At 71.5% G+C, this 22,119-nt stretch carries 18 protein-coding genes; 9 read left to right on the top strand and 9 right to left on the bottom strand.

What is annotated here, in order from left to right; genetic code table 11:
• Positions 1 to 86: 86 nt before the first annotated feature.
• From HUW46_RS44120 to sauS, 3 genes are read right to left on the bottom strand one after another with little or no spacing between them, the layout of a single operon-like run.
• Entirely contained in the window at positions 87 to 965 is an 879-nt protein-coding gene (locus HUW46_RS44120; RefSeq protein ID WP_215544585.1) for a succinate--CoA ligase subunit alpha, read from the bottom strand.
• Complete coding sequence (locus HUW46_RS44115; RefSeq protein WP_215544584.1) at positions 965 to 2,113, bottom strand: succinate--CoA ligase subunit beta; 1,149 nt, start codon at positions 2,111 to 2,113, stop codon at positions 965 to 967. Before HUW46_RS44115 ends, HUW46_RS44120 begins: the two co-directional genes overlap by 1 nt.
• A 5-nt stretch (positions 2,114 to 2,118) precedes the next feature.
• Positions 2,119 to 3,576 (bottom strand): acylating sulfoacetaldehyde dehydrogenase, encoded by a 1,458-nt coding sequence (gene sauS / locus HUW46_RS44110; protein WP_256451406.1) that lies wholly within the window; start codon positions 3,574 to 3,576, stop codon positions 2,119 to 2,121.
• Positions 3,577 to 3,855: 279 nt separating this feature from the next.
• On the opposite strand from sauS, the gene HUW46_RS44105 reads away from it, so the two are divergent.
• Complete coding sequence (locus HUW46_RS44105; protein ID WP_254125557.1) at positions 3,856 to 5,091, top strand: MFS transporter; 1,236 nt, start codon at positions 3,856 to 3,858, stop codon at positions 5,089 to 5,091.
• Here the strand turns inward: HUW46_RS44105 and HUW46_RS44100 are convergent.
• On the bottom strand, positions 5,079 to 5,864 hold the full coding sequence (locus HUW46_RS44100; RefSeq protein ID WP_215544581.1) for an IclR family transcriptional regulator: 786 nt from the start codon (positions 5,862 to 5,864) through the stop codon (positions 5,079 to 5,081). The genes HUW46_RS44105 and HUW46_RS44100 overlap by 13 nt on opposite strands.
• 8 nt (positions 5,865 to 5,872) lie before the next feature.
• Positions 5,873 to 6,661, bottom strand: coding sequence for an IclR family transcriptional regulator (locus tag HUW46_RS44095; protein ID WP_215544580.1), 789 nt, complete (start codon positions 6,659 to 6,661; stop codon positions 5,873 to 5,875).
• 126 nt (positions 6,662 to 6,787) lie between these two features.
• Between HUW46_RS44095 and HUW46_RS44090 the strand changes: the two genes are divergently transcribed.
• Entirely contained in the window at positions 6,788 to 7,822 is a 1,035-nt protein-coding gene (locus tag HUW46_RS44090; protein ID WP_215544579.1) for a phosphotransacetylase, read from the top strand.
• Positions 7,823 to 7,828: 6 nt separating this feature from the next.
• Here the strand turns inward: HUW46_RS44090 and HUW46_RS44085 are convergent, their stop codons facing one another.
• Both HUW46_RS44085 and HUW46_RS44080 read right to left on the bottom strand, forming a co-directional pair.
• Positions 7,829 to 9,175: an MFS transporter gene (locus tag HUW46_RS44085; RefSeq protein ID WP_215544578.1), complete on the bottom strand. Its 1,347-nt coding sequence runs from the start codon at positions 9,173 to 9,175 to the stop codon at positions 7,829 to 7,831.
• Between the two features lie 24 nt (positions 9,176 to 9,199).
• A complete protein-coding gene (locus tag HUW46_RS44080) occupies positions 9,200 to 10,474 on the bottom strand; it encodes a hydroxyacid-oxoacid transhydrogenase (protein ID WP_215544577.1) in 1,275 nt (424 codons plus the stop codon).
• 132 nt (positions 10,475 to 10,606) lie between these two features.
• On the opposite strand from HUW46_RS44080, the gene HUW46_RS44075 reads away from it, so the two are divergent.
• Positions 10,607 to 13,525 (top strand): FAD-binding and (Fe-S)-binding domain-containing protein, encoded by a 2,919-nt coding sequence (locus HUW46_RS44075; protein WP_254125555.1) that lies wholly within the window; start codon positions 10,607 to 10,609, stop codon positions 13,523 to 13,525.
• On the opposite strand, the gene HUW46_RS44070 is transcribed toward HUW46_RS44075, so the two are convergent.
• Positions 13,467 to 14,267: an IclR family transcriptional regulator gene (locus HUW46_RS44070; RefSeq protein WP_215544575.1), complete on the bottom strand. Its 801-nt coding sequence runs from the start codon at positions 14,265 to 14,267 to the stop codon at positions 13,467 to 13,469. The genes HUW46_RS44075 and HUW46_RS44070 overlap by 59 nt on opposite strands.
• Before the next feature lie 47 nt (positions 14,268 to 14,314).
• Positions 14,315 to 15,070: a class I SAM-dependent methyltransferase gene (locus HUW46_RS44065; RefSeq protein ID WP_215544574.1), complete on the bottom strand. Its 756-nt coding sequence runs from the start codon at positions 15,068 to 15,070 to the stop codon at positions 14,315 to 14,317.
• Positions 15,071 to 15,367: 297 nt separating this feature from the next.
• Between HUW46_RS44065 and HUW46_RS44060 the strand changes: the two genes are divergently transcribed.
• From HUW46_RS44060 to HUW46_RS44035, 6 genes are all read left to right on the top strand, one after another.
• The gene (locus HUW46_RS44060; protein WP_215544573.1) at positions 15,368 to 16,891 is read left to right on the top strand and encodes an ABC transporter substrate-binding protein; all 1,524 of its coding nucleotides are present in this window, start codon (positions 15,368 to 15,370) and stop codon (positions 16,889 to 16,891) included.
• Position 16,892: 1 nt separating this feature from the next.
• Complete coding sequence (locus tag HUW46_RS44055; protein ID WP_215544572.1) at positions 16,893 to 17,843, top strand: ABC transporter permease; 951 nt, start codon at positions 16,893 to 16,895, stop codon at positions 17,841 to 17,843.
• Complete coding sequence (locus HUW46_RS44050) at positions 17,843 to 18,616, top strand: ABC transporter permease (RefSeq protein WP_215550473.1); 774 nt, start codon at positions 17,843 to 17,845, stop codon at positions 18,614 to 18,616. Before HUW46_RS44055 ends, HUW46_RS44050 begins: the two co-directional genes overlap by 1 nt.
• Entirely contained in the window at positions 18,613 to 20,052 is a 1,440-nt protein-coding gene (locus tag HUW46_RS44045) for an ABC transporter ATP-binding protein (protein ID WP_215544571.1), read from the top strand. Before HUW46_RS44050 ends, HUW46_RS44045 begins: the two co-directional genes overlap by 4 nt.
• A 65-nt stretch (positions 20,053 to 20,117) precedes the next feature.
• Complete coding sequence (locus tag HUW46_RS44040) at positions 20,118 to 21,434, top strand: PepSY-associated TM helix domain-containing protein (protein ID WP_215544570.1); 1,317 nt, start codon at positions 20,118 to 20,120, stop codon at positions 21,432 to 21,434.
• On the top strand, positions 21,431 to 22,048 hold the full coding sequence (locus HUW46_RS44035) for a DUF5134 domain-containing protein (protein ID WP_215544569.1): 618 nt from the start codon (positions 21,431 to 21,433) through the stop codon (positions 22,046 to 22,048). Before HUW46_RS44040 ends, HUW46_RS44035 begins: the two co-directional genes overlap by 4 nt.
• The last annotated feature ends 71 nt before the right edge of the window (positions 22,049 to 22,119 follow it).

Here is a 22,119-nt window from a genome sequence, read left to right as displayed (position 1 = left end):
CTTGCGGCTCGGCTCCACTGGCGCCACCTGAACTTAACCCCTCGGTGGGGTGTTTCGCACCCCTTGGCCCGGTCCGGTCCGGACGGTCACCGAGGCCGCACGCCCTGTGCCCGCAGCGCATCGCCGATTTGGCCCGGCAGGTCGACCACGATCGCACCCGCGGCCTCCAGCGCGTCCACTTTGGACTGACCGTCGCCCTTTCCGGCGTCGACGATGGCGCCCGCGTGCCCCATCCGGCGGCCGGGAGGAGCACTTCGCCCCGCGATGAACGCCACCACCGGCTTGTCCATCGTGGCCACGTAGGACGCCGCGTCCTCTTCCATCGCACCGCCGATTTCCCCGACCAGCACGACGGCTTCGGTCCGTTCGTCGGCGTCGAGTTCGCGCACCGCGTCGAGGGTCGTGGTGCCGAGGATGGGGTCACCGCCGATCCCGATGAACGCCGATTGGCCGTACCCGCCGCGCACGAGGTCGAGCGAGACGAGCGTGCCGAGGCTGCCGCTGCGCGAGACCACGCCGACCGAACCGGGCCGGAAGATCGTGTCCGCGAACCCCGGCATGATGCCGACCGACGCGGCGCCGGGCACGACGAGGCCCGCCGTGTTGGGGCCGAGCACCGTGGTGCCGCGATCGCGAGCACGCGCGAGGACGTGCATGACGTCCTGGTAGGGCACGTGCTCGGTGAGCAGCACGATCCGGCCGACGCCCGCGTCGATGGCGTCGGTGGCGGCCTTGCGGGCGGCGAGCGGGGGCACGAAGAGCACGCTGACGTCGATCGGGCCGCGTTCGGCGGCTTCGGCCACCGAGTCGTAGACCGGCACCCCGCCGACCTCGCGGCCGCCCTTGCCGGGACTCGCCCCGGCGACGATCGTGGTGCCGCACTCGGCCATCCGCTCCGCCCAGAACGATCCCTGCCGCCCGGTGATGCCCTGGACGATCACCTTGTCCGCACTGGAGACCAGCATCAGCGCACCACCTCTTCCGCCGTCGCCGCCGCGTCGATCGCGGCGCGCACCGCCTCGTCCATCGTGTCGAACGGGTCGACGCCGAGCCGTTCGCGGACGAGCTGGATCGCTTTCTCTTCGCCGGTTCCGTGGATGCAGAAGAAGATCGGGATCGTCGGCTTCAGCTCTTCGATGGCCGTGAGCACGCCTTCGGCCATCACGTCCGTACGGGCGAACGCGCCGCAGAAGTTGACCACCAGGCTCCGCACCCGTGGGTTGCCGAGCACGAGCCCCAGCGCCGGTACGGCCTTGGTGTAGGCGTCGCCGCCGATTTCGAGGAAGTTCGCGGCCCGTCCGCCGTAGTGGTGGACCGCGTCGAGGGTCGTCATGGTGAGTCCCGCGCCGTTGGCGAGGACGCCTACGTCCCCGTCCAGTTCGAGGTACTGCAGGCCGAGCGCGCGGCCGCGTTGTTCGAGTTCCGAGCCGGTGGCATCTTCGCCCGTGAGGTGTTCCGCGAGTAGTTCGGCGTGCCGCTCCAGCGCGCCGGGGTCGAGCGTGATCTTGCTGTCCAGCGCGACCACCTCGCCCGTGCCGGTGAGCGCGAGCGGGTTGATCTCGACGAGTTCCGCGTCGATGTTCGCGTAGAGCCGGTACATCGCCAGCAGTACCGAAACCAGTTGCGCCGCAACGGGTCCCGGGAGGTCGAGGTCGTCGAGCAGGGAGCGGGCGCCCGCCTCCGTCAGCCCGGTGCGGATGTCCACGGCGAGCCTGCGGATGGCGGCGGGGTCGTCTTCGATGTCCATCCCGCCCGAGGTCGAGAACAGCACCAGCGGGCACTTCCCACGCGGGTCGTTGAGGACGGCCGCGTAGAACTCGTCCCGGATCTCCGCGCACTGCTCGACGAGCAGCTTGCCGACCACGGAATCGCCGAGCGTGGAGCCCAGCAGGCTGTCCGCCATCCGACGCGCTTCCGCGGGTGATCCGGCGAAGCGGATGCCACCGGCCTTGCCCCGTTTTCCGGACGGTACCTGGCTTTTCAGCGCCACGCGGCAGCCGAGTGCCGCCGCGGCGCGTTCTGCCCCGTCGGCGTCCGTCACGACGGTGCCGCGCGGTACGCGCAGGCCAGCCTGCGCGAGCAACTGCTTTCCTTGGTGTTCCAGCAGGTTCATGTGCTTTACCGCCCGTAGGTCTCGTGGTAACGGCCCCACAGCTGGTCTTCGCCGGGGATGCGCTCGGGAATCACCCGCGCCAGCCGCGTGATGTTCAGGAAGTGCCGGTAGGAAAGGTTTTCCGAGATGCTGTTCCCGGCCCAGGTACCCGCGCCCATGGTCAGGGTGAAGTCGAGGCCGTTGTCGAAACCGCCCCCGGTGCCGAAGCAGTGCGCCTGGTTCACCAGCACCCGTGCGACGCGCAGCCGTTCGGCGACCAGTCTCGCCCTGTCCTCCGAGCGCGTGTGGATCCCGCAGGAGTGCCCTGCGCCCTGGAAATCCAGTAAGCGCTGGATTTTCTCGAGCGCGGAGTCGAAGTCCGTGAACCGGTAGACGGTCAGTACCACCGAAAGCTTCTCGCCGCTGAACGGATGCTCCGGGCCGACACCGTCCTCTTCGACCATGAAGAACGCCGCGCCACGCGCTTCCGGCGAGTCGAGGCCCGCCAGCGCCGCGAGCTTTTCCGGTGGCTGAGCGGTCACGGCCGAGCTGAGCTTGCCGTCCGGCCACATCGCGCCGCGGAGGCGGTCTTTCTCCACTTCGGACAGCAGGTAGCCGCCTTGCGCCCGCAACGCGTCGAGCGCCCGTTCGTACACTGCGGCGTGGATGTGCACCGAGTTCTCCGACGAACAGCTCGTCGCGTGGTCGAAGGTCTTGCTGCGCCGGATCTTTTCGGCCGCGTCGGCGATGTCGGCGTCGGCGTCCACGATGACGGGCGCGTTACCCGCGCCGACGCCGATCGCGGGGGTGCCGCTGCGGTAGGCCTGCCGGACGTTGCGCTGGGAACCGGTCACGACGACGAGATCGGCCTGCCGCATCAGCTCGGCGGTCAGTTCTTTCGTCGGCGACGCCACGTACTGCACGAGATCGCGGGGCGCGCCGACGCGGTCCAGTTCGGCGTGGATGTGGGCGACGAGCAACCGGCAGGTCGACTCGCCCTTGGGGGAGGGGGAGAGCACGACGGCGTTGCGGCCCTTGAGCGCCATCATGGTCTTGTTCGCCGGGGTCGCCGCCGGGTTGGTCGACGGGCACACCGCCGCCACGACACCCACCGGTTTCGCGTACTCGACGATGCCCTTCACCGGGTCTTCCCGTAGCACGCCGACGGATTTCGCGCCCGTGAGGTCGCGCAGCGTGCCGAGCGTCTTGCGCCGGTTCTTGGCGATCTTGTCCTCGACCTTGCCGAGGCCGGTGTCGCGCACCGCCAGCTCGGCCAGCTCGGTGGCCCTGTCCTCGCGGTAGATCGCCCACGCGGCACCGCACACCACGTCGTCGACCCGCTGCTGGTCGTAGGTTTCGAAAACGGCTTGCGCGGCCTTCGCCCTCGCCAGCAGCGCGGCGATGGTCTCCGCCGGGGTGTTCTCCTGAAGTGCCGCCATGGCCTGCCTTTCGCGAGGTCGCCGCCCGCCGTCGACGTATTTCACATTGTGGCATTGGATTCCATAAAGCTACGGCGGCGGGGTCGGCCGCGTCAATGCCGGGCCGGGGAGCCCGTCGGATCGTGACCGTTGACACACCGCGATGCCCGACCTACCTTCGTTGGAATCCGCTTCCAATTAGTGGAATCCCCTGGCGCCCGGTGCCGGTCACCGCGTGCCGCGTCCGGACAGGCGGTGCACCGAATGCCCCTTCGAATCCCGTCCCGATCCACTGCCCCCGCGCGTACGGCCGCCACGGGACCGTTGCGCGCCTGCCGAGGCCGCGTGCGCGGCCGGGTCCTGCTCCTGCTGTGCGGGATGTACTTCATCACATACCTGGACCGGGTGAACATCTCCACGGCGGCGCCTCATATTCGCCACGACCTGTCGCTGTCCAACACCCAGCTCGGTCTTGTGCTGTCCGCGTTCGCCATCCCGTACGCGTTCTTCCAGGTGTTCGGCGGTTTCCTCGCCGACCGGTACGGGCCGCGCAAGCTGCTGTGCGCGGTCGGCGTGGTGTGGGGTCTGTCCACTGTGGCCACCGGATTCGCCAGCGGCATGGTGACCCTGTTCGCGGCGAGGCTCGCGCTCGGGTTCGGGGAGGGTGCCGCGTTCCCCGGTGCCACCCAGGCGATGTCGCGCTGGCTGCCCGCCGACCAACGCGGGTTCGGCCAAGGGATCACGCACGCGTTCGCCAGGCTCGGCAACGCGATCGCCCCGCTGGCGGTCGCCGGGCTGATCGCGCTGTTCGACTGGCGCGCCGCGTTCTGGGTGCTCGGGGTGATCAGTCTCGGGTGGACGGTGCTGTGGGCGCGCACCTACCGGGACCGCCCTGCGGACCACCCGAAGATGACGGAGACGGAACTCGGCGAGCTGTCCGCGGACCAGCGCGCCGACGAACGGCCGCCCGTGCCGTGGGGCCCGCTGCTGCGACGGATCCTCCCGCTGACCTTTGTGGACTTCACCTACGGCTGGATGCTGTGGGTGTACCTCACCTGGATCCCGTCGTTCTTCGCGGGCAGCTACGGGTTGCAGCTCCAGCAGTTCGCGTTGTTCAGCGCGCTCGTGCTGTGCGCCGGCGTGGTCGGGGACATGGTGGGCGGCATGGTGTCCGACGCCCTGCTCCGGCGGACCGGCAGCCTGCGCATCGCCAGGCGCTCGGTCCTCGTGGTGGGTCTGCTCGGCTCGTTCGGGTTCATCCTGCCGACGCTCTTCGTGCACAGCCTCGGGGTCGTGACGGTGTGCCTCGCGCTCGCGTTCTTCTTCCTGGAGCTGACGAATCCCGTGCTGTGGTCGATCCCGATGGACGTCGCGCCGGACCACGCCGGTACCGCGGGCGGGCTGATGAACACGGGCTTCGGCCTCGCAGGGGTGCTCTCGCCCGCGGTGTTCGGTTTCCTGGTCGACCGCGGCGGCAGCTGGGTCCTGCCGTTCGCCGTTTCCGCCGGGCTGCTCGCCGTCGGCGGACTCGTTTCGCTGCGCGTCGATCCGGCGAACAAGCTGCCGGTTCAGATGAGGTAGCCGTGCGGGATGGCCGCGGTGACCTCGCGCGCCACGTCGACGGCGAGCGACGCGAGTTCGGGGATCCGGTCGGCGGGCATCCGGAACTCCGGTCCCTGGATGGCCACCGCGGCCATCGCGGCACCGTCGGTGTCGAGCACCGGCGCGGCGACGCCGCAGACGCCGGGCACGCGTTCACCCCGGTTGACGGCGAACCCCTGGCGCCGGGTCAGGTCCAGATCGCGGCGCAGGTCCGCCGGTGCGGTGATCGTGGTGTCGGTGAGCTTCGCCAGGTCGCCGAGCCGCGCGATCTCGGCGTCGAGGTCGGTGGCGTACGCCAGCAGGACCTTTCCGGTGCTCGTGCAGTAGAGCGGTACCCGCGCGCCGACGGGCTGGGTGAAGCGCAGCGGCTGCGCCGATTCGACCCGCAGTACGACCAGGCCCTCGTCGCCGTCGCGGACCACCAGGTTGACCGATTCGCCGGTGTCCGCCGCGAGGCGTTCGAGCAGCGGTTCGGCCGCGTCGAACCCGAGCGTGCGCTCGGCGGCGCGGCCGAGCAGGAACGCTTCGCGGCCGAGCCGGTACCGCTCGGTCTGGTCGTTGCGCGCCACGTACCCGGCGGAAACCAGCGCCTTCGCGATGCGGTGGACGGTGCTCGTGTTCAGGCCGAGCGCGCGGGCGATCTCGGTGATTCCGGCGTCGCCGTCGGTGTCCCGGAGCACGCGGAGCACGGCCAGCGCCCTCGCGATCGTCTGGGTGCCGGTGACCTTGCCGTTCGTTTCGCCCTCAGCCATGGCAGCGCTCAGAAGCTGTGCCCTGGCGGCAGGAGCGCGGAGATCTCCTTGGCCGCGGCGGAAACCTGGGGTCCGAGCTTGCCGAACCGGTCGTCGGGCATCCGGACCGCGGGCGCCTGCACCGCGATCGCGGCCCTGGCCACGCCCGCGTCGTCGCAGATCGGCGCGCCGACGCAGCGGACGCCGACGGTCGATTCCTCGTCGTCGGTGCTCCAGCCGCGCGCCCTGGTTTCCACCAGGTCCGAGCGCAGGCTCTTGGCGGTGGCGTGGGTCTTCGCGGCGACGCGTTCGAGCCGGGTGACACCCTTCAGGACCCGGCGCTCCACCTCGCCGTTGAAGGCGAGCAGCGCTTTGCCCATGGACGACGCGTGCAGCGGGACCCTGGTGCCCGGCGGCTGGGTGAAGCGCAGCGGCTGGGTGGATTCGATGCGCTCGACGACGACCGCGGCATCACCGGCCAGCACACCGAGGTTGACCGATTCGCCGGTGCTCGCGGCCAGTTCCTGCAGGACCGGGTACACCACGTCGAGGCCGAAGTTGTGGTGCGCGGCCTGGCCGAGGAGCAGCGCGCCGGTGCCGAGGTAGTAGCGCTCGTTCTCCGCGTTCTGCGCGAGGAAGTCCTCGGCGACGAGCGCGCGGACGATGCGGTGCGCGGTGCTGAGGTTCAGCCCCAGTTCCTTCGCGACCGCGCCGACGCCGAGATCGCCCCCGTGGTCGCGGAACAGGCGGAGCACGGCGAACGCCCTGGCCACCGTCTGCGCGCCGGCCACGCGACCCTCCTCGGGCTTGGGACTCATCCGGACCTCCCCTGTCACATGTTGGAAGTAGCTTACCGCCCGGTCCGCGCACTGTGCGATCGCTCGCAGACTCTTCAATTTGTGGAAGTAACTTCTATACTGTGGAAGTACGCCTTGGAGGTGACCATGGAACTCGCAGCCGAGTCCGGTGTGGACGCTGCCGCGGAGCTGCTCTCCGCGTGGTCGCGACGGATCGACGGGCTGGGGATGCGCGTCGCGCTGCCGGACGGCGCCGACCCGAGGGTGATCACCGCGGCGCTCCGGTTGCACGAGCAGGGGGTGCTGCGCCCGTGCCTGGTCGGGGACGGCGCGGAAATCCGGGCGGCCGCGGCCGCCGAAGGGGTCGCCCTGCCCGGTGACCTGGTGGTCGACGCCACCGCGCTGGCCGCCGATGTGCGCGAGACCCTGGCTTCGGCACTGGCCGGGCGGAAGCCCGCTGATCTCCTTGCCGCGCAACAGGATCCGCTCGCCCTCGCCGGTGCCGGGCTGCGGGCGGGCGTGTTCGACGCGTGCGTCGCGGGTGCCACCCGGCCGACCGCCGACGTGCTGCGCACCGGCCTGCGGATCGTCGGTGTGCGACCGGGCGCGGGCAGCGTGAGCAGCTTCTTCCTGATGCTGCTCGCCGACGGACGGGTGCTGGCGTTCGCCGACTGCGCGGTGCTGCCGGATCCGGACGCCGGTCAGCTCGCGGACATCGCGATCGCGACGGCGGGATCGTTCGGGGCGCTGACCCCGGACGAGCCCCGTATCGCCATGCTGTCGTTCTCGACGCAGGGGAGCGCGGCGCACGCCAGCGTCGACAAGGTGCGCGCCGCGACCGAACTGGTGCGCGAGCGGGCGCCCGGCCTCGCGGTCGACGGCGAGCTTCAGTTCGACGCCGCCGTGGTGGGTGCGGTCGGTGCCGCGAAGGCACCGGGTTCGGCGATCGCCGGGCACGCGAACATCGTCGTCTTCCCCAACCTCGACGCGGGCAACATCGGGTACAAGATCGCCGAGCGGTTCGGCGGCGCGACCGCGCTCGGGCCCGTGCTGCAGGGCCTTCGCTTGCCGCTCAACGATCTTTCGCGGGGCTGCTCCGCGCGGGACATCGAGGTGATGGCCCTGATCAGCGCCACGCAGGCGGCGGGCGACGCACCCGAAGGCACGCCGCCCGCCCTCTGAACGGCGTCAGGCCGGGGAAACCCGAAGCGCACCGGGGACTTCGCCCGCTTCGACTTCCTCGGTGATCAGATCCCGTTTCCGGATGGCCAGCGTGCAGGCCGTGCTCACCACCGTCGCGACGAGCACGTAGGCCAGCACGAGGCCGTAGCCGCCGCCCGCCGCGCCGACGAGCCACGCCAGGATCAACGGCGTCATCCCGGAGGCGAAGATGCCGGAGAACTGGTACACGAAGGAAATCCCCGTGCAGCGGACCGGGGTGGGGAACAGCTCGGCGTAGAACGCCGCCTGCGGCCCGTACATGATCGGGTAGCAGACGCCGAGCACCACGACCAGTGACACCGCGACGAGCACCGGCTTGGCGGTGCCGAGCGACGCGAGCGCCGGGTACGCCGCGACCCCGGTGAGGATCGCGCCGATGGCGAACACCTGCCGCCGCCCGAAGCGGTCGGACGCGCGGCCGAACACCGGGATGAACACCAGCATCACCGCCGCGGCCGCCATCACGCCCAGCAGCAGCGGCTGGCGGCTCATCCCGATCGTGCCGGTGCCGTAGGAGATCGAGAAGACCGCCCAGGTGTTGAACGCGATGCCCTCGTGCAACCTGCTGCCCATGCCGAGCAGGACGTGGCGCCGTGAGCGCCGGTCCTTGGCGAGTTCGAGCGCGGGCACCGTCGCCTTCGCCTCGTGCTCTTCCATCTTGCGGAAGGCGGGCGTCTCGATGACCTTCAGCCGGATGACCATGCCGACCAGCACCAGGATCGCGGACAGTTCGAACGCGATCCGCCAACCCCACGTCAGGAAGGCGTCGCTGGGCATCAGCGAGTTCAGCCCGGCGAAGACCCCGGTGCCCAGCATGAGCCCGAGCGCGAGTCCCATCTGCGGGAAGCTCCCGTAGAACCCGCGTTTGCCCTTGGGCGCGTACTCCACCGCCATCAGCACGGCGCCGCCCCATTCGCCGCCGATGGCGACGCCCTGTGCGAGCCGCAGGAGCACGAGGATGATCGGCGCGGCCACGCCGATCGTGTCGTAGGTGGGGATGAGCCCGATCGCGCAGGTCGCCAGCCCCATGATCAGCATGGTCGCGATGAGCGTCCGCTTGCGCCCGACGCGGTCGCCGATGTGGCCGAAGATCAGCCCGCCGATCGGCCGCGCGATGAAGCCGAGCGCGAAGGTCGCGAACGACAGGAGCGTGCCTACTAGGGGATCGTCACTGGGGAAGTAGAACTTGTTGAACACGATCCCGGCGGCGGTGCCGTAGAGGAAGAAGTCATACCACTCGACCGTGGTCCCGATGACGCTGGACGCCACGACGGTGCGGAGCTCACGACGGTCGGTGCTTTCGTTGCCGGTCATACCCGTGCTCCTCCAAGGTGTCGGTCACAGGGACTGCAGGAAGATCTGCTCGGCCGCGGACCGGTCGAGCGGGCGGGGGACCACCGCGAGCTGGCGTGTCTGCTTGAGCGTCCCGTCGACGAGCTCGGGCACGTCTTCTTCGGTGTAGCCGAAGCTGCGCAACCCGGACGGCATGCCGATGTCGGTCATCAGCTCGGTGAGCACGCTCGCGAGCGCCTCGGCACCGTCGGTCTTGGTGAACGTGCGGCCGGAGAGCAGTTCCGCCGCACGCAGGTGGCGTGCGGGATCGGCGGGGTAGGTCCAGCGGAACACCGCGGCCGCCGTCGCCGAGACCGCCTGGCCGTGCGGCACCATCGGCATCTCGGGGTAGCCCTCGGCGCGGTACTGCTTGACCGCGCCCGCGACCGGGTAGGCGTTGGCGTGCGGCAGATGCGTGCCCGCGTTGCCGAATCCCGTTCCCGCGTAGGTCGACGCCAGCGCCATCTGCGTGCGTGCCTGGAGATCGCGTCCATTGCAGACGGCGGCGCGCAGGTTCTCGCCGACGAGCTTGAGCGCCATTTCGCACCACACGTCGCTGATCGGGTTCGAGCCGCAGAACGCGGGCCTGCGCATCGGGTTCTCCGGCGCGGCCTTGGCGTCGTAGCGGATCGCGGTGTAGCTCTCCAGCGCGTGGGACAGCACGTCCATGCCGCTGGCCGCGGTCACCTGCGGGGGCAGGGTCAGCAGCGTCCTCGGGTCGACGACCGCCAGCGACGGCCGCAGCCTCGGGTGGCTCACCCCGGCCTTGAGGTGCAGGCCGAGGAAGTCGATCACGCAGATCGTGGTGGACTCCGAGCCGGTGCCCGCCGTGGTCGGGACCGCGATGAGGGGCTTGACCGGCAGCCACGGCGCTTTCCCGCCGCCGATCGGCGGTGTCACGAAGTCCAGCAGCTCGCCGGGGTGGGTGGTGAGCAGGTTGACCGCTTTCGCGGTGTCCATTGCGGACCCGCCGCCGATCGCCACGAAGCAGTCCCACTCCCGCTGGCGGGCGAACTCGACGGCTTCGGCGATGCTCTCGTCGGTGGGTTCCACCGCGACGCCGTCGTAGATCTCCGCCTTCAGCCCGGCGGCGAGAAGGGTCTCGCGGACCCGGTCGGGGATCCCGGTTTCCCGCACTCCGGGATCGGTGAGGACGAGGACCGAGGTCGCGCCGGTCGCGGCCGCTTCACCGCCGATCTCGTCGAGTGCGCCCGCGCCGAACTTCAGCGGCGGGGCGGCCCAGGTGAAGACGCTCTCGTTCGGATGGATCTCCGGCACCATCGACGGCTCCAATCGTTGACACTATGTGGGAGTGGCTACCACTATGTGGCAGGAACGGTAGGTGAGGGAGCCGCTGCCGTAAAGCCCGGGTTTTCGCCCGGCCGGATTTTCAGACCAGACGGGAGCCGGGATTTGGCCGCCACAGCAAGCGAAACCGACGAACTCGAGCGCGCGTTGACCGCCGCGATCAGTGGCCGCGTCGACTTCGGCACGGCCGCTCGCGCGATGTTTTCCACCGACGCGTCCAACTACCGTCACGTACCGCTCGCGGTCGTCACCCCGCGTACCGAGGAGGACGTGCTGGCCGCGCTCGCGGTGTGCGCGGAACGCGACGTGCCGGTGCTGCCACGCGGGGCGGGCACGAGCATCGGCGGGCAGGCCGCGAACGTCGCGGTCGTACTGGACTTCACCAAGCACCTCAACGAAGTGCTCGAGATCGACGCCGACCGCGCGCTCGCCCGTGTCCAACCGGGAATCGTGCTCGATGCGTTGCGGGAGCGGGCATCCGGCCACGGCCTCACCTTCGGGCCCGACCCCTCGACGCACAGCCGGTGCACGCTCGGCGGGATGATCGGCAACAACGCGTGCGGGTCGCATTCGGTGGCGTGGGGCAAGACGGTCGACAACGTCCGGTCGATGCGGATCGCGCTGCACGACGGGACCGTGCTCGAAGTCGGGAAGACCCCGGCTGACGAACTCGCGCGGCTGAAGGCCCGTGACGACCGGATCGGCGCGCTGTACCGGGATCTCGGCGCGCTCGTCGATTCCGGAGCCGACGAGATCCGGCGGTCTTTTCCTTCGCTGACAAGGCGGGTCTCCGGGTACAACCTGGACTCGCTGCTGCCCGAGAACGGGTTCGACGTGGCGCGGGCGCTGGTCGGTTCGGAGGGTACCTGCGCGACGATCCTGGACGCGACCGTGGAGCTTTCCCGCGCGCCCGCCGTCCGCGCGCTCGCGGTGCTCGGCTTCCCCGACAACGTCACGGCCGCGGACGCCGTGCCCGCGCTGCTCGGCCTGCCGGTGCTGACGATGGAAGGCATCGACGGCAGGCTCGTCGAGGCGTTGGCCGCGCGCAGGCCCGGTTCCGCGACCGGCACCGATCTGCCCTCCGGCGGTGCTTGGCTGTACCTGGAAACCGGCGGCGATTCGCCGGCGGAAGCGGCGGAACACGCGCGGCTCGTCGCCGCCGCCGGGGCGAAGGCGGGCGCGAGCACCGCGGTCGTCACGGAACCGGCGCGGCAGCGCGCGCTGTGGCGGATCCGGGAGGAAGGCGCCGGGCTCGCGACCCGGCTCGCCGACGGATCCGAGGCGTGGTCGGGCTGGGAGGACGCGGCGGTGCCGCCCGAGCGGCTCGGCGAGTACCTGCGCGCGTTCGAAAAGCTGATGGACGCGCACGGCAGGCAAGGCATGGTGTACGGCCACTTCGGCGACGGCTGTCTGCACGTGCGGATCGATTTCCCGTTCACCGCGCCGGATGCGCGCCGCCGGTACCGCGCGTTCCTGACCGAGGCGGCGGATCTGGTCGTCGCCCACGGCGGTTCGCTGTCCGGCGAGCACGGTGACGGCCAGGCGCGGGCGGAACTGCTGCCGAAGATGTTCCCGCCGCGGATCATGAGCGCGTTCGGCGCGTTCAAGGCGGCCTTCGACCCGGCGGGGTTGATGAACCCGAACCGGATCGTCGATCCCGCGCCGATGGATGCCGATCTGCGGGTGCTCGTCGCGCCCGCGGTACTGCCGACGCGCGCGAAACTCGCCCTGCACGCCGACGACGGTGACCTCGCGGCCGCGTCGCGCCGGTGCGTCGGCGTCGGCAAGTGCGTGACCGCCTCGGGCGGGATGATGTGCCCGAGCTACCGGGCCACCGGCGAGGAGAAGAACTCGACGCGCGGCAGGGCGAGGCTGCTGTTCGAAATGCTCGCGGGTGATGTCGTCGAAGACGGGTGGCGCGCACCCGAGGTCAAGGATGCGCTCGATCTGTGCCTCGGCTGCAAGGCGTGCAAGACCGACTGCCCGGTCGGCGTGGACATGGCCAGCTACAAGGTCGAATTCCTCAGCAGGCACTACGAAAACCGGCCGCGCCCGATGTCGCACTACGGGATGGGCGCGCTACCGAGGTGGCTGCGCTGGGGCGCCCGCGCACCCCGTCTCATCAACGCGGTCATGCGATCCCGGCTCGCGCCGCTGCTGAAGCGGTTCGGTGGCGTGGCGGCGGAGCGGTCGATCCCCGCACTGGCGCCGCGCACGTTGCGGAACTGGTGGGGGAGCCGCACCACCGCGCGGTCCGGCGGCCGTCCGGTGGTGCTGTGGCCGGACACGTTCACGAACCACTTCGACCCGGAAGCGGGCAAGGACGCGGTCGCGGTGCTGGAAGCGCTGGGCTACGAGGTCCACCTGCCGGAGCGTCCAGTCTGCTGTGGACTGACGTGGTACAGCACGGGCCAGCTCGCACCGGCGCGACGTCGGCTGGAAAACACTCTCGACGTCTTGGAACCGTGGCTCGACCGCGGGATCGAAGTGATCGGCCTGGAACCCAGCTGCACGGCGATGTTGCGGCGGGACGCGGCCGAACTCCTGCCGGACGATCCGAGGGTGGCGAAACTGGCCGCGCTCACCCGCACCTTCGCCGAACTCGTCGACGGCGCTGACGAACTCGCCGGTCTGGCGCAGCCACAACCGGTGCTCAGCCAGGTGCACTGCCACCAGCACGCCGATCTCGGCTACGACGCCGACCGCGCGGTGCTGGGCAAGGTGTCCACCGAGGTCGACGTCCTCGACGGCGGATGTTGCGGGCTCGCCGGGAACTTCGGTTTCGAACGCGGTCACTACGACGTGTCGGTGGCATGCGCGGAACACGAGCTGCTGCCCGCCGTGCGCGAGGCGGCGCCCGGTACCGCGATCCACGCCGACGGGTTCAGCTGCCGCACGCAGATCAGGCAGCTGACCGACGCCGAACCGGTCCACCTGGCCACCCTGGTGGCGCGGGCGCTCGGCGTCAGCGGGACAGGAACCGGTCGATCGGCACGAACTGGGCGATCTCCTTCGCCGCGGTGATGACGAGCGCCCCGAGTTCGCGGACGCGCGCGGGCGGCATCCGGACGGTCGGCACCTGCAGCACGAGCGCTGCCTGCGCGCGCTGGTCGGAGTCGAGCACCGGGGCGCCGACGCAGCGCACGCCCGCGACGTTCTCCTCCTCGTCGAGGCTGTAGCCCCGGCGCCGTACCTGGGCGAGCTGGTCGGCGAGCTGTCCCGGGGTGGCCAGCGTCCGCTCGGTCAACGGCGGGAGGTCATCGGGCAGGGCTTCGAGATAGCGTTCCGCGTCCGGCGAGTACGCGAGGATCGCCTTGCCGGAAGCGGTGGCGTACAAGGGAAAGCGCGCGCCGGTGTGCTGTTCGAAGCGCAGCGGCAGGGTGGACTGCACCCGCAGCATCACCACGGACTCGTCACCGTCGCGGACGGTCAGGTTCACCGATTCCTCGGTTTCCGCGCCGAGCTGTTCCAGCACGGGCAGTGCGCGGTCGAGCCCGAACCCGCGTTGCGCGGACTGCCCGAGCAGGATGGTGCCGGTGCCGAGGTAGAAACTGTCCGTGCGCGGGTTGTGCGCGACCAGCCCGCCCGCCTGCAGCGCGCGCACCACGCGGTTCGCGGTCCCCGACGACAGGCCGAGCGAGGCGGCGATGCGGGCGACGGGAAGTTCGCCGTCGGCGTCGGCGAGCAGCTTGAGCACGCTCAGCGCCCGGCCGATCGCCTGCGTACCGGGCGGGGCCTGGTTGTCCTCGACGCTGCCCCCGGTCACCCCACTGCCACCTTTCGTCGCCGAACGTCCACAGCGGAGCGTACCGGTCAGCGCAGTGCGGCGAGCACGTAGTCGTCGCCGTACTGCCAGACCATGCCCACCTCGCGGAAACCCGCGTCCAGCAGCATCTTCGCGTGCGCCTGCTGGCTGAGCCGGTTGCCGTAGCCGGTCGAGGTGCCGCGGAGCTCGGCGTCGCTGAAGATCGCGCGGAGCGCGGGGTCCTCGGCGGCGGCCGCCCACCAGCTCTTCCAGTCCTCGTTGCCGTCCACCCCGGCGCGGGTGGCCCTGCGCTCCTTGACCGCGGCGGTCAGCGCGCGGATTCCCGGCTGCTCGTCGTAGAAGTGGTCGCCGTTGACCAGGACGCCGCCGGGCCGCATGACCTCGGCGAGGTCCCGGTAGACGACGGCGAGCCGCTCGGGCGGCAGCCAGTGCAGCGCGGTGGTGGAGACGGCGGCGTCGAGTTCGCGGCCGCGGACCGCGGGATCGTGCCAGCGGTCTTCGGCGAGGTCCAGCAGCCGGTAGTCGATCTTCGCGGCTTCGGGACGGCTGGCGCGCGCGAGCGCCAGCAGGAACGGGTCGCTGTCGACGCCGACGATCCGCGCGTGCGGAAGCCGTGCGCTCAGCCGGGTCGCCGTCGACCCCGGCCCGCAGCCGAGATCGAGCACGAAGGGTTCGGCCGCATCGCCGGTGACGTGCTCCACGACGTCGATGAGGACGCGGAAGCGTTCCTCACGGTCGGCGATGTAGCGCTCCTGCTGGGTGTCCCACCGCGCCACCCACCGTGCCGCCAGATCCTGGTCCACGCGTCCTCCCGCCCCGTCGATCTGGTCCTGTGTAGCACACGGCGCCGGTGCGGAGGCGTCGATGGGTTACCGTGTGCGGCGGCCGGGTTCGCCCGGCCGCACAACCGAAGAAGGCACCCGACGGGGGAAGCCGGTGGGACTCCGGCGCTGACCCGCAACCGTGAACGGCCGTAGCCGCCGTGAGCCGGACTGCCCGCAGGGAGCCTGCCAACCCCAACTGTCGTGGAGCGCGGAGCGGGGTCCCGTTCCCGCGTCCAGCGGGGCGCCGGGACAGCGCTCGCAGTCCCGGAGGTCCGCATGGTGCGCACTGGATTCACCCGTCGGCGGCTGCTCGCGGGCGCGCTCGGCGCCGCGGCGCTCGCCCCGTTGGCCGCGTGCGGAGGAGCCGGGTCCGCGGCCCCGAATCGGTTGCGCGTCGCGTTCGCGGCGGGCGGTTCGAAGGAGACGCTCGATCCGGCACTGGTGTCGCTGTTCGTGGACCAGGCGCGGTCGAAGGCGCTGTTCGACACCCTCGTCGCCTACCAGGCCGACACGTCGCTGCGCCCCCGGCTGGCCGAATCGTGGGAAAGCGATGCGACGGGCTCGCGCTGGCGCATCCGGTTGCGGCAGGCGTCGTTCCACGACGGCAGGCAGGTCACCGCCGACGACGTGCTGTACAGCCTGCGCCGCGTCGCCGATCCCGCGCTCGCTTCGTCGTCGCGGCAGTACTTCGCGAAGGTGGATTTCGGTGCCAGCAAAGCGGTTTCGCCGACCGAGCTGGTGCTGGTGCTGACCGCGCCGGACTTCGAGTTCCCGGCGGGGCTCGGCGCACCGGGAACCGAGATCGTCCCCGCCGGGACCACGTCGTTCACCGCGCCCGTCGGCTCCGGCCCGTTCCGGTTCGTCTCCTTCACACCCGGCGGCCCGGCGTTGTTCCGGAAGTGGGACGGGTACTGGGAAGGCGCGCCGGGGCTCGAAGAGCTGGAGTTCGTGCCGGTGGAAAACGAGGCGGCGCGGGTGAACGCGCTGCTGTCCGGGCAGGTCGACTACGCGCACGACTTGGCGGCGAGCACCGCGGCGAGGCTGGCGAAGGAGAGCGAGGTCTGGCTCGGGGAGGCCAAGCTCACCACCATGCAGGGCATGGCGTTGCGACTCTCGCAGCCGCCGTTCTCCGATCCGCGGCTGGTGTCCGCCGTCCTGTCCGGAGTGGACAGAGAGGCGCTGAACAGGGTCGCGCTCGCCGGGCGGGGAGAAGTCGGCAACGACCTGTTCGGCAAGGGACTGCGCGGGTACGCGGCGGACATTCCGCAGCGCTCGCGGGACGTGGACCGGGCGCGCGCACTGGTGCGCGAGGCGGGCGCCGAGGGGCTGGCGTTCGCACTGGAGACCAGCGATGTGGACCCCTGCTTCGCGACCGCGGCGACGCTGATCTCCCAGCAGCTCAAGGAAATCGGGCTCACCGCCACACCGAACACCCGCGCGGCGAGCACCTACTTCACCGAGACCAGGACGAAGGGCGTCGCCGCGCTCACGCGCACCGCCACGCTGCCGGTCGCGACATTCCTGAACCAGCGCTTCCGCACCGGCGGGTCCAACAACGTCACCGGGTTCGCCTCCGCCGAGTTCGACGCGCTGATGGACCGCGCTGCCGCCACCGCGGACGAAACCGCGCGGCTGGGACTGCTGGGCGAGGCGCAGCGGATCGCGCACGACCGGGGCGGGCTGCTGGCCTGGGGGTTCAGCACCTGGACGATCGCCGCGGCGAAACGGGTGTCCGGGCTGGTCACCGCGCCGCCGAACACCTTCGACTGGGCCCGGTTCGACCGCGTGCGGCTGTCCTGACGTGCTCGGTTACCCGGCGCGGCGCCTCGGGTTCGCGCTGGTGCAGGCGGCGGTCGTCCTGGTGGCGTCGTTCGGGTTGACGGCGCTGTTGCCGGGCGACGCGGCTTCGGTGGTGCTGAACGATCAGGCCACCGCCGAGCAGATCGCGGTCGTCCGGCACCAGCTCGGCCTCGACCAGCCGCTGCTCGACCGCTTCGGGCACTGGCTCACCGGCCTGTTTTCCGGCGATCTCGGGCGCTCGCTGGTCACCGGAACGCCGGTCGCCGACGAACTGGGCAGGCGGTTCGCCGCCACCGCGCTGCTGGCCGGGCTCACGGTCGTCGTACTGGTGCCGCTGGCGCTGCTCACCGGTGTCCTCAGTGGACTGAGGGAAGGGTCCAGGGTGGACCGCGTGCTGACCGCGTTCTCGGTGGTCCTGCACGCGGTGCCGGAGTTCGTGCTGGGCATGGTGCTGCTGGCCGTGTTCGCCGTCCACACGGGACTGCTCCCCGCGACGGCAGCGGGTCTGGGCGGGCCGGATCTCCTTGCCAGGCCGGAGGTTCTCGTGCTCCCGGTCGCGGTGCTGGTGGCGCGGCAGCTGTGCGATCTCGCCCGGCAGATCCGGATCGGGGTGGCCGGGCAGACCGCGGGCGAGGTCGCGGAACACCTGCGGCTGCTGGGCCTTCGCGAGCGGACCGTGGTGCTGCGGCACGTGCTGCCCGGCGCGCTGGCGCCCGCGGTCCAGCAGCTCGCGCGCGCGGTCGAGGGCCTGCTGACCGGTGCGGTGATCGTCGAATCGCTGTTCGCCGTGACCGGTCTCGGCACCGGGTTCGTCGAAGCGGTGCAGAACCGCGACATCCCGCAGGTGCAGGGGTACGTGCTGGTGTTCGCGGGGGTGGTCGTGCTCGGCAACACCGCCGCCGACCTCGTCGCGCACCGGCTCACCCCGGGACGGGAGCGGGTCGCGTGGTGATCCTCGGCTGGGTGCTCCTCGTGGTGCCGCTCGCCGTCGCGCTCGGCGGCCCGCTGTTCGCGGGCGAAACGGGTTCGGTCGCCGCGCCGCTGCTCCCACCGGGACCGGAACACCCGCTGGGCACCGACGTGCTCGGCAGGGACGGGCTCGCGGTCGTCCTTTCGGGCGGGGCCGGGTTGCTCGGGCTGACGGTGGCCGCGCTCGTGCTGGCCTACCTGGCGGGGGTGCCGCTGGGCCTGTTCGCCGCCGCGCGCCGCGGGCTCGCCGACGAGGCGGTCATGCGGACGCTGGACGTGGTGCTGGCGTTCCCGTCGCTGCTGGTGCTCATGGTGCTCGCGGCGACGGGGCACCGCGGCCCGCTCGTGCTGGTGCTCGCGGTCGCCGTCGTCCAGCTGCCCGCGGTGACGCGGCTGGTGCGCGCCGCCGCGCTGGCGCCGGGGTGCCGGGTCGCGGTGGAAACACTGCACCTGCAGGGGCAGTCGTGGTGGCGCGTGCAGCTCGGGTACGTGGCGCGGCACGTCGCGGGCCCGGTGGTGACGGACGCGGGCACCCGGCTCGGACTGGTGCTCGCCCTGCTGGCGTCCGCGAACTTCCTCGGCCTCGGCCTGCCGCCGGATTCCCCCGACTGGGCCGTGGTCATCGAGCGGAACACCGAGGCGCTGTACTCCCAGCCGTCGATCGTGCTGGTGCCTGCCGGACTGCTGATGGCGTTGTGCGCCGGGACGAACCTCGTGGCGGACCAGATGCTCGCGCGGCAGCGAGTGGCGTCGTGAACGCGCTCGACCTGACGGAGGCGTCCGCGCACGCGGGTGAGGCGGTCCTGCTGGACGGGATCACGCTGGGCCTGCGGCCGGGCCGGGTGGTGGCCGTCGTAGGCGGGTCGGGCGCGGGGAAGACCACGCTCGGGCTGGCCGCGCTGGGGCAGTCGCGGCCCGGCGTCCGGCTGACCGGGTCGGTGCGGCTGGGTGGTGCGGAGTTGCTCGTATCGTCCACAGTGGACCTCAGGCGGGCGAGAGCGGGCGTCGTCGGGCATCTGCCGCAGCAGCCGTCCGCCGTGCTGGATCCGGGGCGCCGCTGCGGATCCGTGCTCACCGAGCTGGCCGCGCTGCGTGTCAGGGGGCGGGCTGCGCGCGTAGCGGCGGGACGCGCCGCGCTCGATGCGGCCGGACTGGATGCCGGGCTATGGCGACGGTTCCCGCACCAGCTTTCCGGCGGCCAGCAGCAGCGGATGGCACTGGCGACCGCGCTGGTGACGCGGCCGCGCCTGCTGGTGCTGGACGAACCCACGAGCGCTCTGCACCTCGGGGCCCGCGGCGCGTTCGCCGATTTGGTCCGCGAGCTCACGGGTGAGGGTGTCGCGTTTTTGGTGCTGACACACGATTTCGCGCTCGTCCGCGACGTTGCCGACGAGGTCGCGGTGCTCCACGAAGGACGGTTGGTGGAGGCGGGGGAGACCCGCGAGGTGCTGACCGCGCCGGTCCATCCGGTGACGCGGGCGCTCGTCGGCGCTCGGCCCGTTTCCACCGCGAGCGCCGCGCCATCGGAACCGATGCTGATCGCGCGCGGGCTCACCGTGCGCGCGGGGCGCAGGGCACTGATCGAGGACGTGGATCTCGAGCTCCCCGCCGGGAGCAGGACCGCGCTCGTCGGCTCGTCCGGCGCGGGCAAGACCACGGTGGCCCGCGCGCTCGCCGGCCTCGCCGTGCCGTCCGCGGGGACCGTCGAACTCGACGGCGCCGTGCTGCCGTCGCGCGTCCGGCGTCGTTCGACAGGCCAGCTGCGCGCGATCCAGTACGTCCACCAGGACACACGCGCCTCGTTCGACGAGTTCCGCCCGGTGCTGGGGCAGATCGCGGACACGGCGCGACGCCTGCGCGGCCTGGACGGAACCGCGGCGAGGGCGGAAGCGCTGGACGTCGTGCGCGCGCTCGGCGTCGAGGCCGTTGTCGATCGGAGGCCGGGTTCCTTGTCGGGAGGGCAACTGCAGCGGTGCGCGCTCGCGCGTGCACTCCTCGCGCGGCCCCGGCTCCTCGTCTGCGACGAAGTGACTTCGGCACTGGACCCGGTGACCGCCGCCGACGTGCTGGGGCTGGTGGCCGAAGTGGCGGCGCGGTGGGGGACGGCGTTGCTGATGATCGGGCACGACCGCGCGGCAACCGACGCCGTGACCGATCGGACGGTGCTGATCGAGGACGGCCGCCTGCGGTGACCGCCGACACCCCGGGAACCTTCCGCGAGCGCGAACCGACTCCTTGAGGGACGAAGGGGAGCGCGATGTCGATCAGTGAACGGGAAGAAGCCGTAATCGGAGAGCCGGTGACGGGCTGGGCCGCGGTGCGCCCGTTGCTGCTGCGCCTGCACTTCTACGCGGGGGTGTTCGCCGGGCCGTTCCTGATCATCGCCGCGCTCACCGGCATCGCCTACGTCTACACGCCGCAACTCGAGCAGGCGATCTACGACCGCGAACTGCACGTCCCGGCGGCACCGGGAGCGCTGCCGCTGGACCGGCAGGCGGAGCTGGCGCGGGCGGTGGTCCCGGACGGGACGATGACCGCGGTGCGCCCGGCGCCGACCGCCACCGACACCACGCAGGTCGTCTTCGACCGGCCTGGTCTCGCGCCGAGCTACCACCACACGGTGTTCGTCGACCCGCACACCGGAGACATCCGCGGTGCGCTCGAAACCTACGGCTCCGGCCAGGCGCTGCCGGTGCGCGCGTGGCTCGACACCCTGCACCGCAACCTCCACCTCGGCGATTTTGGCCGCCTGTACAGCGAACTGGCCGCGAGCTGGCTCTGGGTGGTCGTGCTGGCCGGGCTCGCGCTGTGGCTGGGCCGACGGCGGCGGGCGCGGAAAGCGGCCGGGCGGGGGCGGCTGCTGTCGTGGCACGGGACCGTGGGGTTGTGGGCGGCGGCCGGATTATTGTTCCTGTCCGCGACCGGGCTGACGTGGTCGTCGCACGCGGGCTCGACCATCAGCGATCTCCGGTCCGGTTTGGACTGGACGACGCCGTCGGTGTCCGCGACCGTGCCGCCCGCCGCCGGTGCCGACGTCGGGCCGCAGGCCGTGCGGGAGGCGACCGCGCGGGCGGGGCTGACGGACCCGGTCGAGATCAAGCTGCCGACCAAGGCCGGTAAAGCCTATGTGGTGCAACAGATCCAGCGCAGCTGGCCGGAGAAGCAGGACTCGATGGCGGTCGACCCCGCCACCGGGCGGGTCACCGACACGCTGCGGTTCGACGACTACCCGCTCGCCGCGAAACTGAGCCGGTGGGGTATCGACGCGCACATGGGCCTGCTGTTCGGGCTGGCGAACCAGATCGCGCTCACCGTGCTCGCCGCGGGGCTCATCTTCCTGGTGTGCTGGGGATACCGGATGTGGTGGCACCGCCGTCCGACGCGGGGGAGTACCCGGTTCGGGCGGCCACCGCTACGCGGGGCGTGGCGACGGGTGCCGGGGCGGGTGCTGGCACCGGTGCTCGTCGCCACGGCGGCGATCGGCTACTTCCTGCCGGTGCTCGGCGTTTCCCTGCTCGGCTTCGTCGTCCTGGACGTGGTGCTGGGCCTGCGCAACCGTGAGGTGGCGCGGTGATCGCCGAGCTCGGGCTGCGCTGGATCCTCACCGCGGTGTTCGTCGCGACGGGCGCGTTCTGCGGTTACCGGTGCCTCCGGCACGGCACCCCGGCTGCCCGGGTCTCCGACGTGCTGCACGTGATTATGTGCGCGGGCATGGTCGCCATGGCGTGGCCCGCCGCGATGACGTTCGCGCGGATTCCGCAGACCGTCCTGTTCGCCGCCGCGGCGGCCTGGTTCGCGGGCGCGCTCATCCTGCGCAGTGGCGACCACGACGATCACCGCGGCACCGCGCACGCGCACCACGCCCTGATGATGGCGGGCATGGCGTGGATGGTGTTCATGATGCCGTCGGCGATGTCGGGCATGGTGATGTCCGCGCCGGAGCACGGCGGGGAGCACGCGGGGATGGCGATGGGCGACGGGATGACGATGAGCGGGAGCGCACCACCGCACGTCGCGATCGTCGCCGGGATCCTCGCCGTGCTGTTCCTGGTGGCGGGCACCGGCTGGCTCGCTCGCGCGATCGACCTCGGCCGCGCCGACCACCGTCCGGACCTGCGCACCGCGGGCCTCGCGGCCGAAGGCGCGATGAGCCTCGGCATGGCCGTCATGGCACTGGCGATGATCTGACCGGCCGCTGCTCATGCCCCGAAAGTGACCTTCGGGGCATCTACGTCCCCGAAAGCCACCTTCGGGGCAAG

It is taken from the genome of Amycolatopsis sp. CA-230715 (assembly GCF_018736145.1).
Lineage (GTDB): Bacteria > Actinomycetota > Actinomycetes > Mycobacteriales > Pseudonocardiaceae > Amycolatopsis.
Note: the sequence above shows the minus strand (reverse complement) of the source record. Positions and strands in the feature narration are given on the sequence as shown.

Coding starts and splice junctions, on each gene's coding strand:
- HUW46_RS44120 (WP_215544585.1), bottom strand. CDS start 965: ATGCTGGTCTCCAGTGCGGACAAGGTGATCGTCCAGGGCATCACCGGG.
- HUW46_RS44115 (WP_215544584.1), bottom strand. CDS start 2,113: ATGAACCTGCTGGAACACCAAGGAAAGCAGTTGCTCGCGCAGGCTGGC.
- HUW46_RS44100 (WP_215544581.1), bottom strand. CDS start 5,864: ATGGCTGAGGGCGAAACGAACGGCAAGGTCACCGGCACCCAGACGATC.
- HUW46_RS44095 (WP_215544580.1), bottom strand. CDS start 6,661: ATGAGTCCCAAGCCCGAGGAGGGTCGCGTGGCCGGCGCGCAGACGGTG.
- HUW46_RS44090 (WP_215544579.1), top strand. CDS start 6,788: ATGGAACTCGCAGCCGAGTCCGGTGTGGACGCTGCCGCGGAGCTGCTC.
- HUW46_RS44085 (WP_215544578.1), bottom strand. CDS start 9,175: ATGACCGGCAACGAAAGCACCGACCGTCGTGAGCTCCGCACCGTCGTG.
- HUW46_RS44080 (WP_215544577.1), bottom strand. CDS start 10,474: ATGGTGCCGGAGATCCATCCGAACGAGAGCGTCTTCACCTGGGCCGCC.
- HUW46_RS44060 (WP_215544573.1), top strand. CDS start 15,368: ATGGTGCGCACTGGATTCACCCGTCGGCGGCTGCTCGCGGGCGCGCTC.
- HUW46_RS44040 (WP_215544570.1), top strand. CDS start 20,118: ATGTCGATCAGTGAACGGGAAGAAGCCGTAATCGGAGAGCCGGTGACG.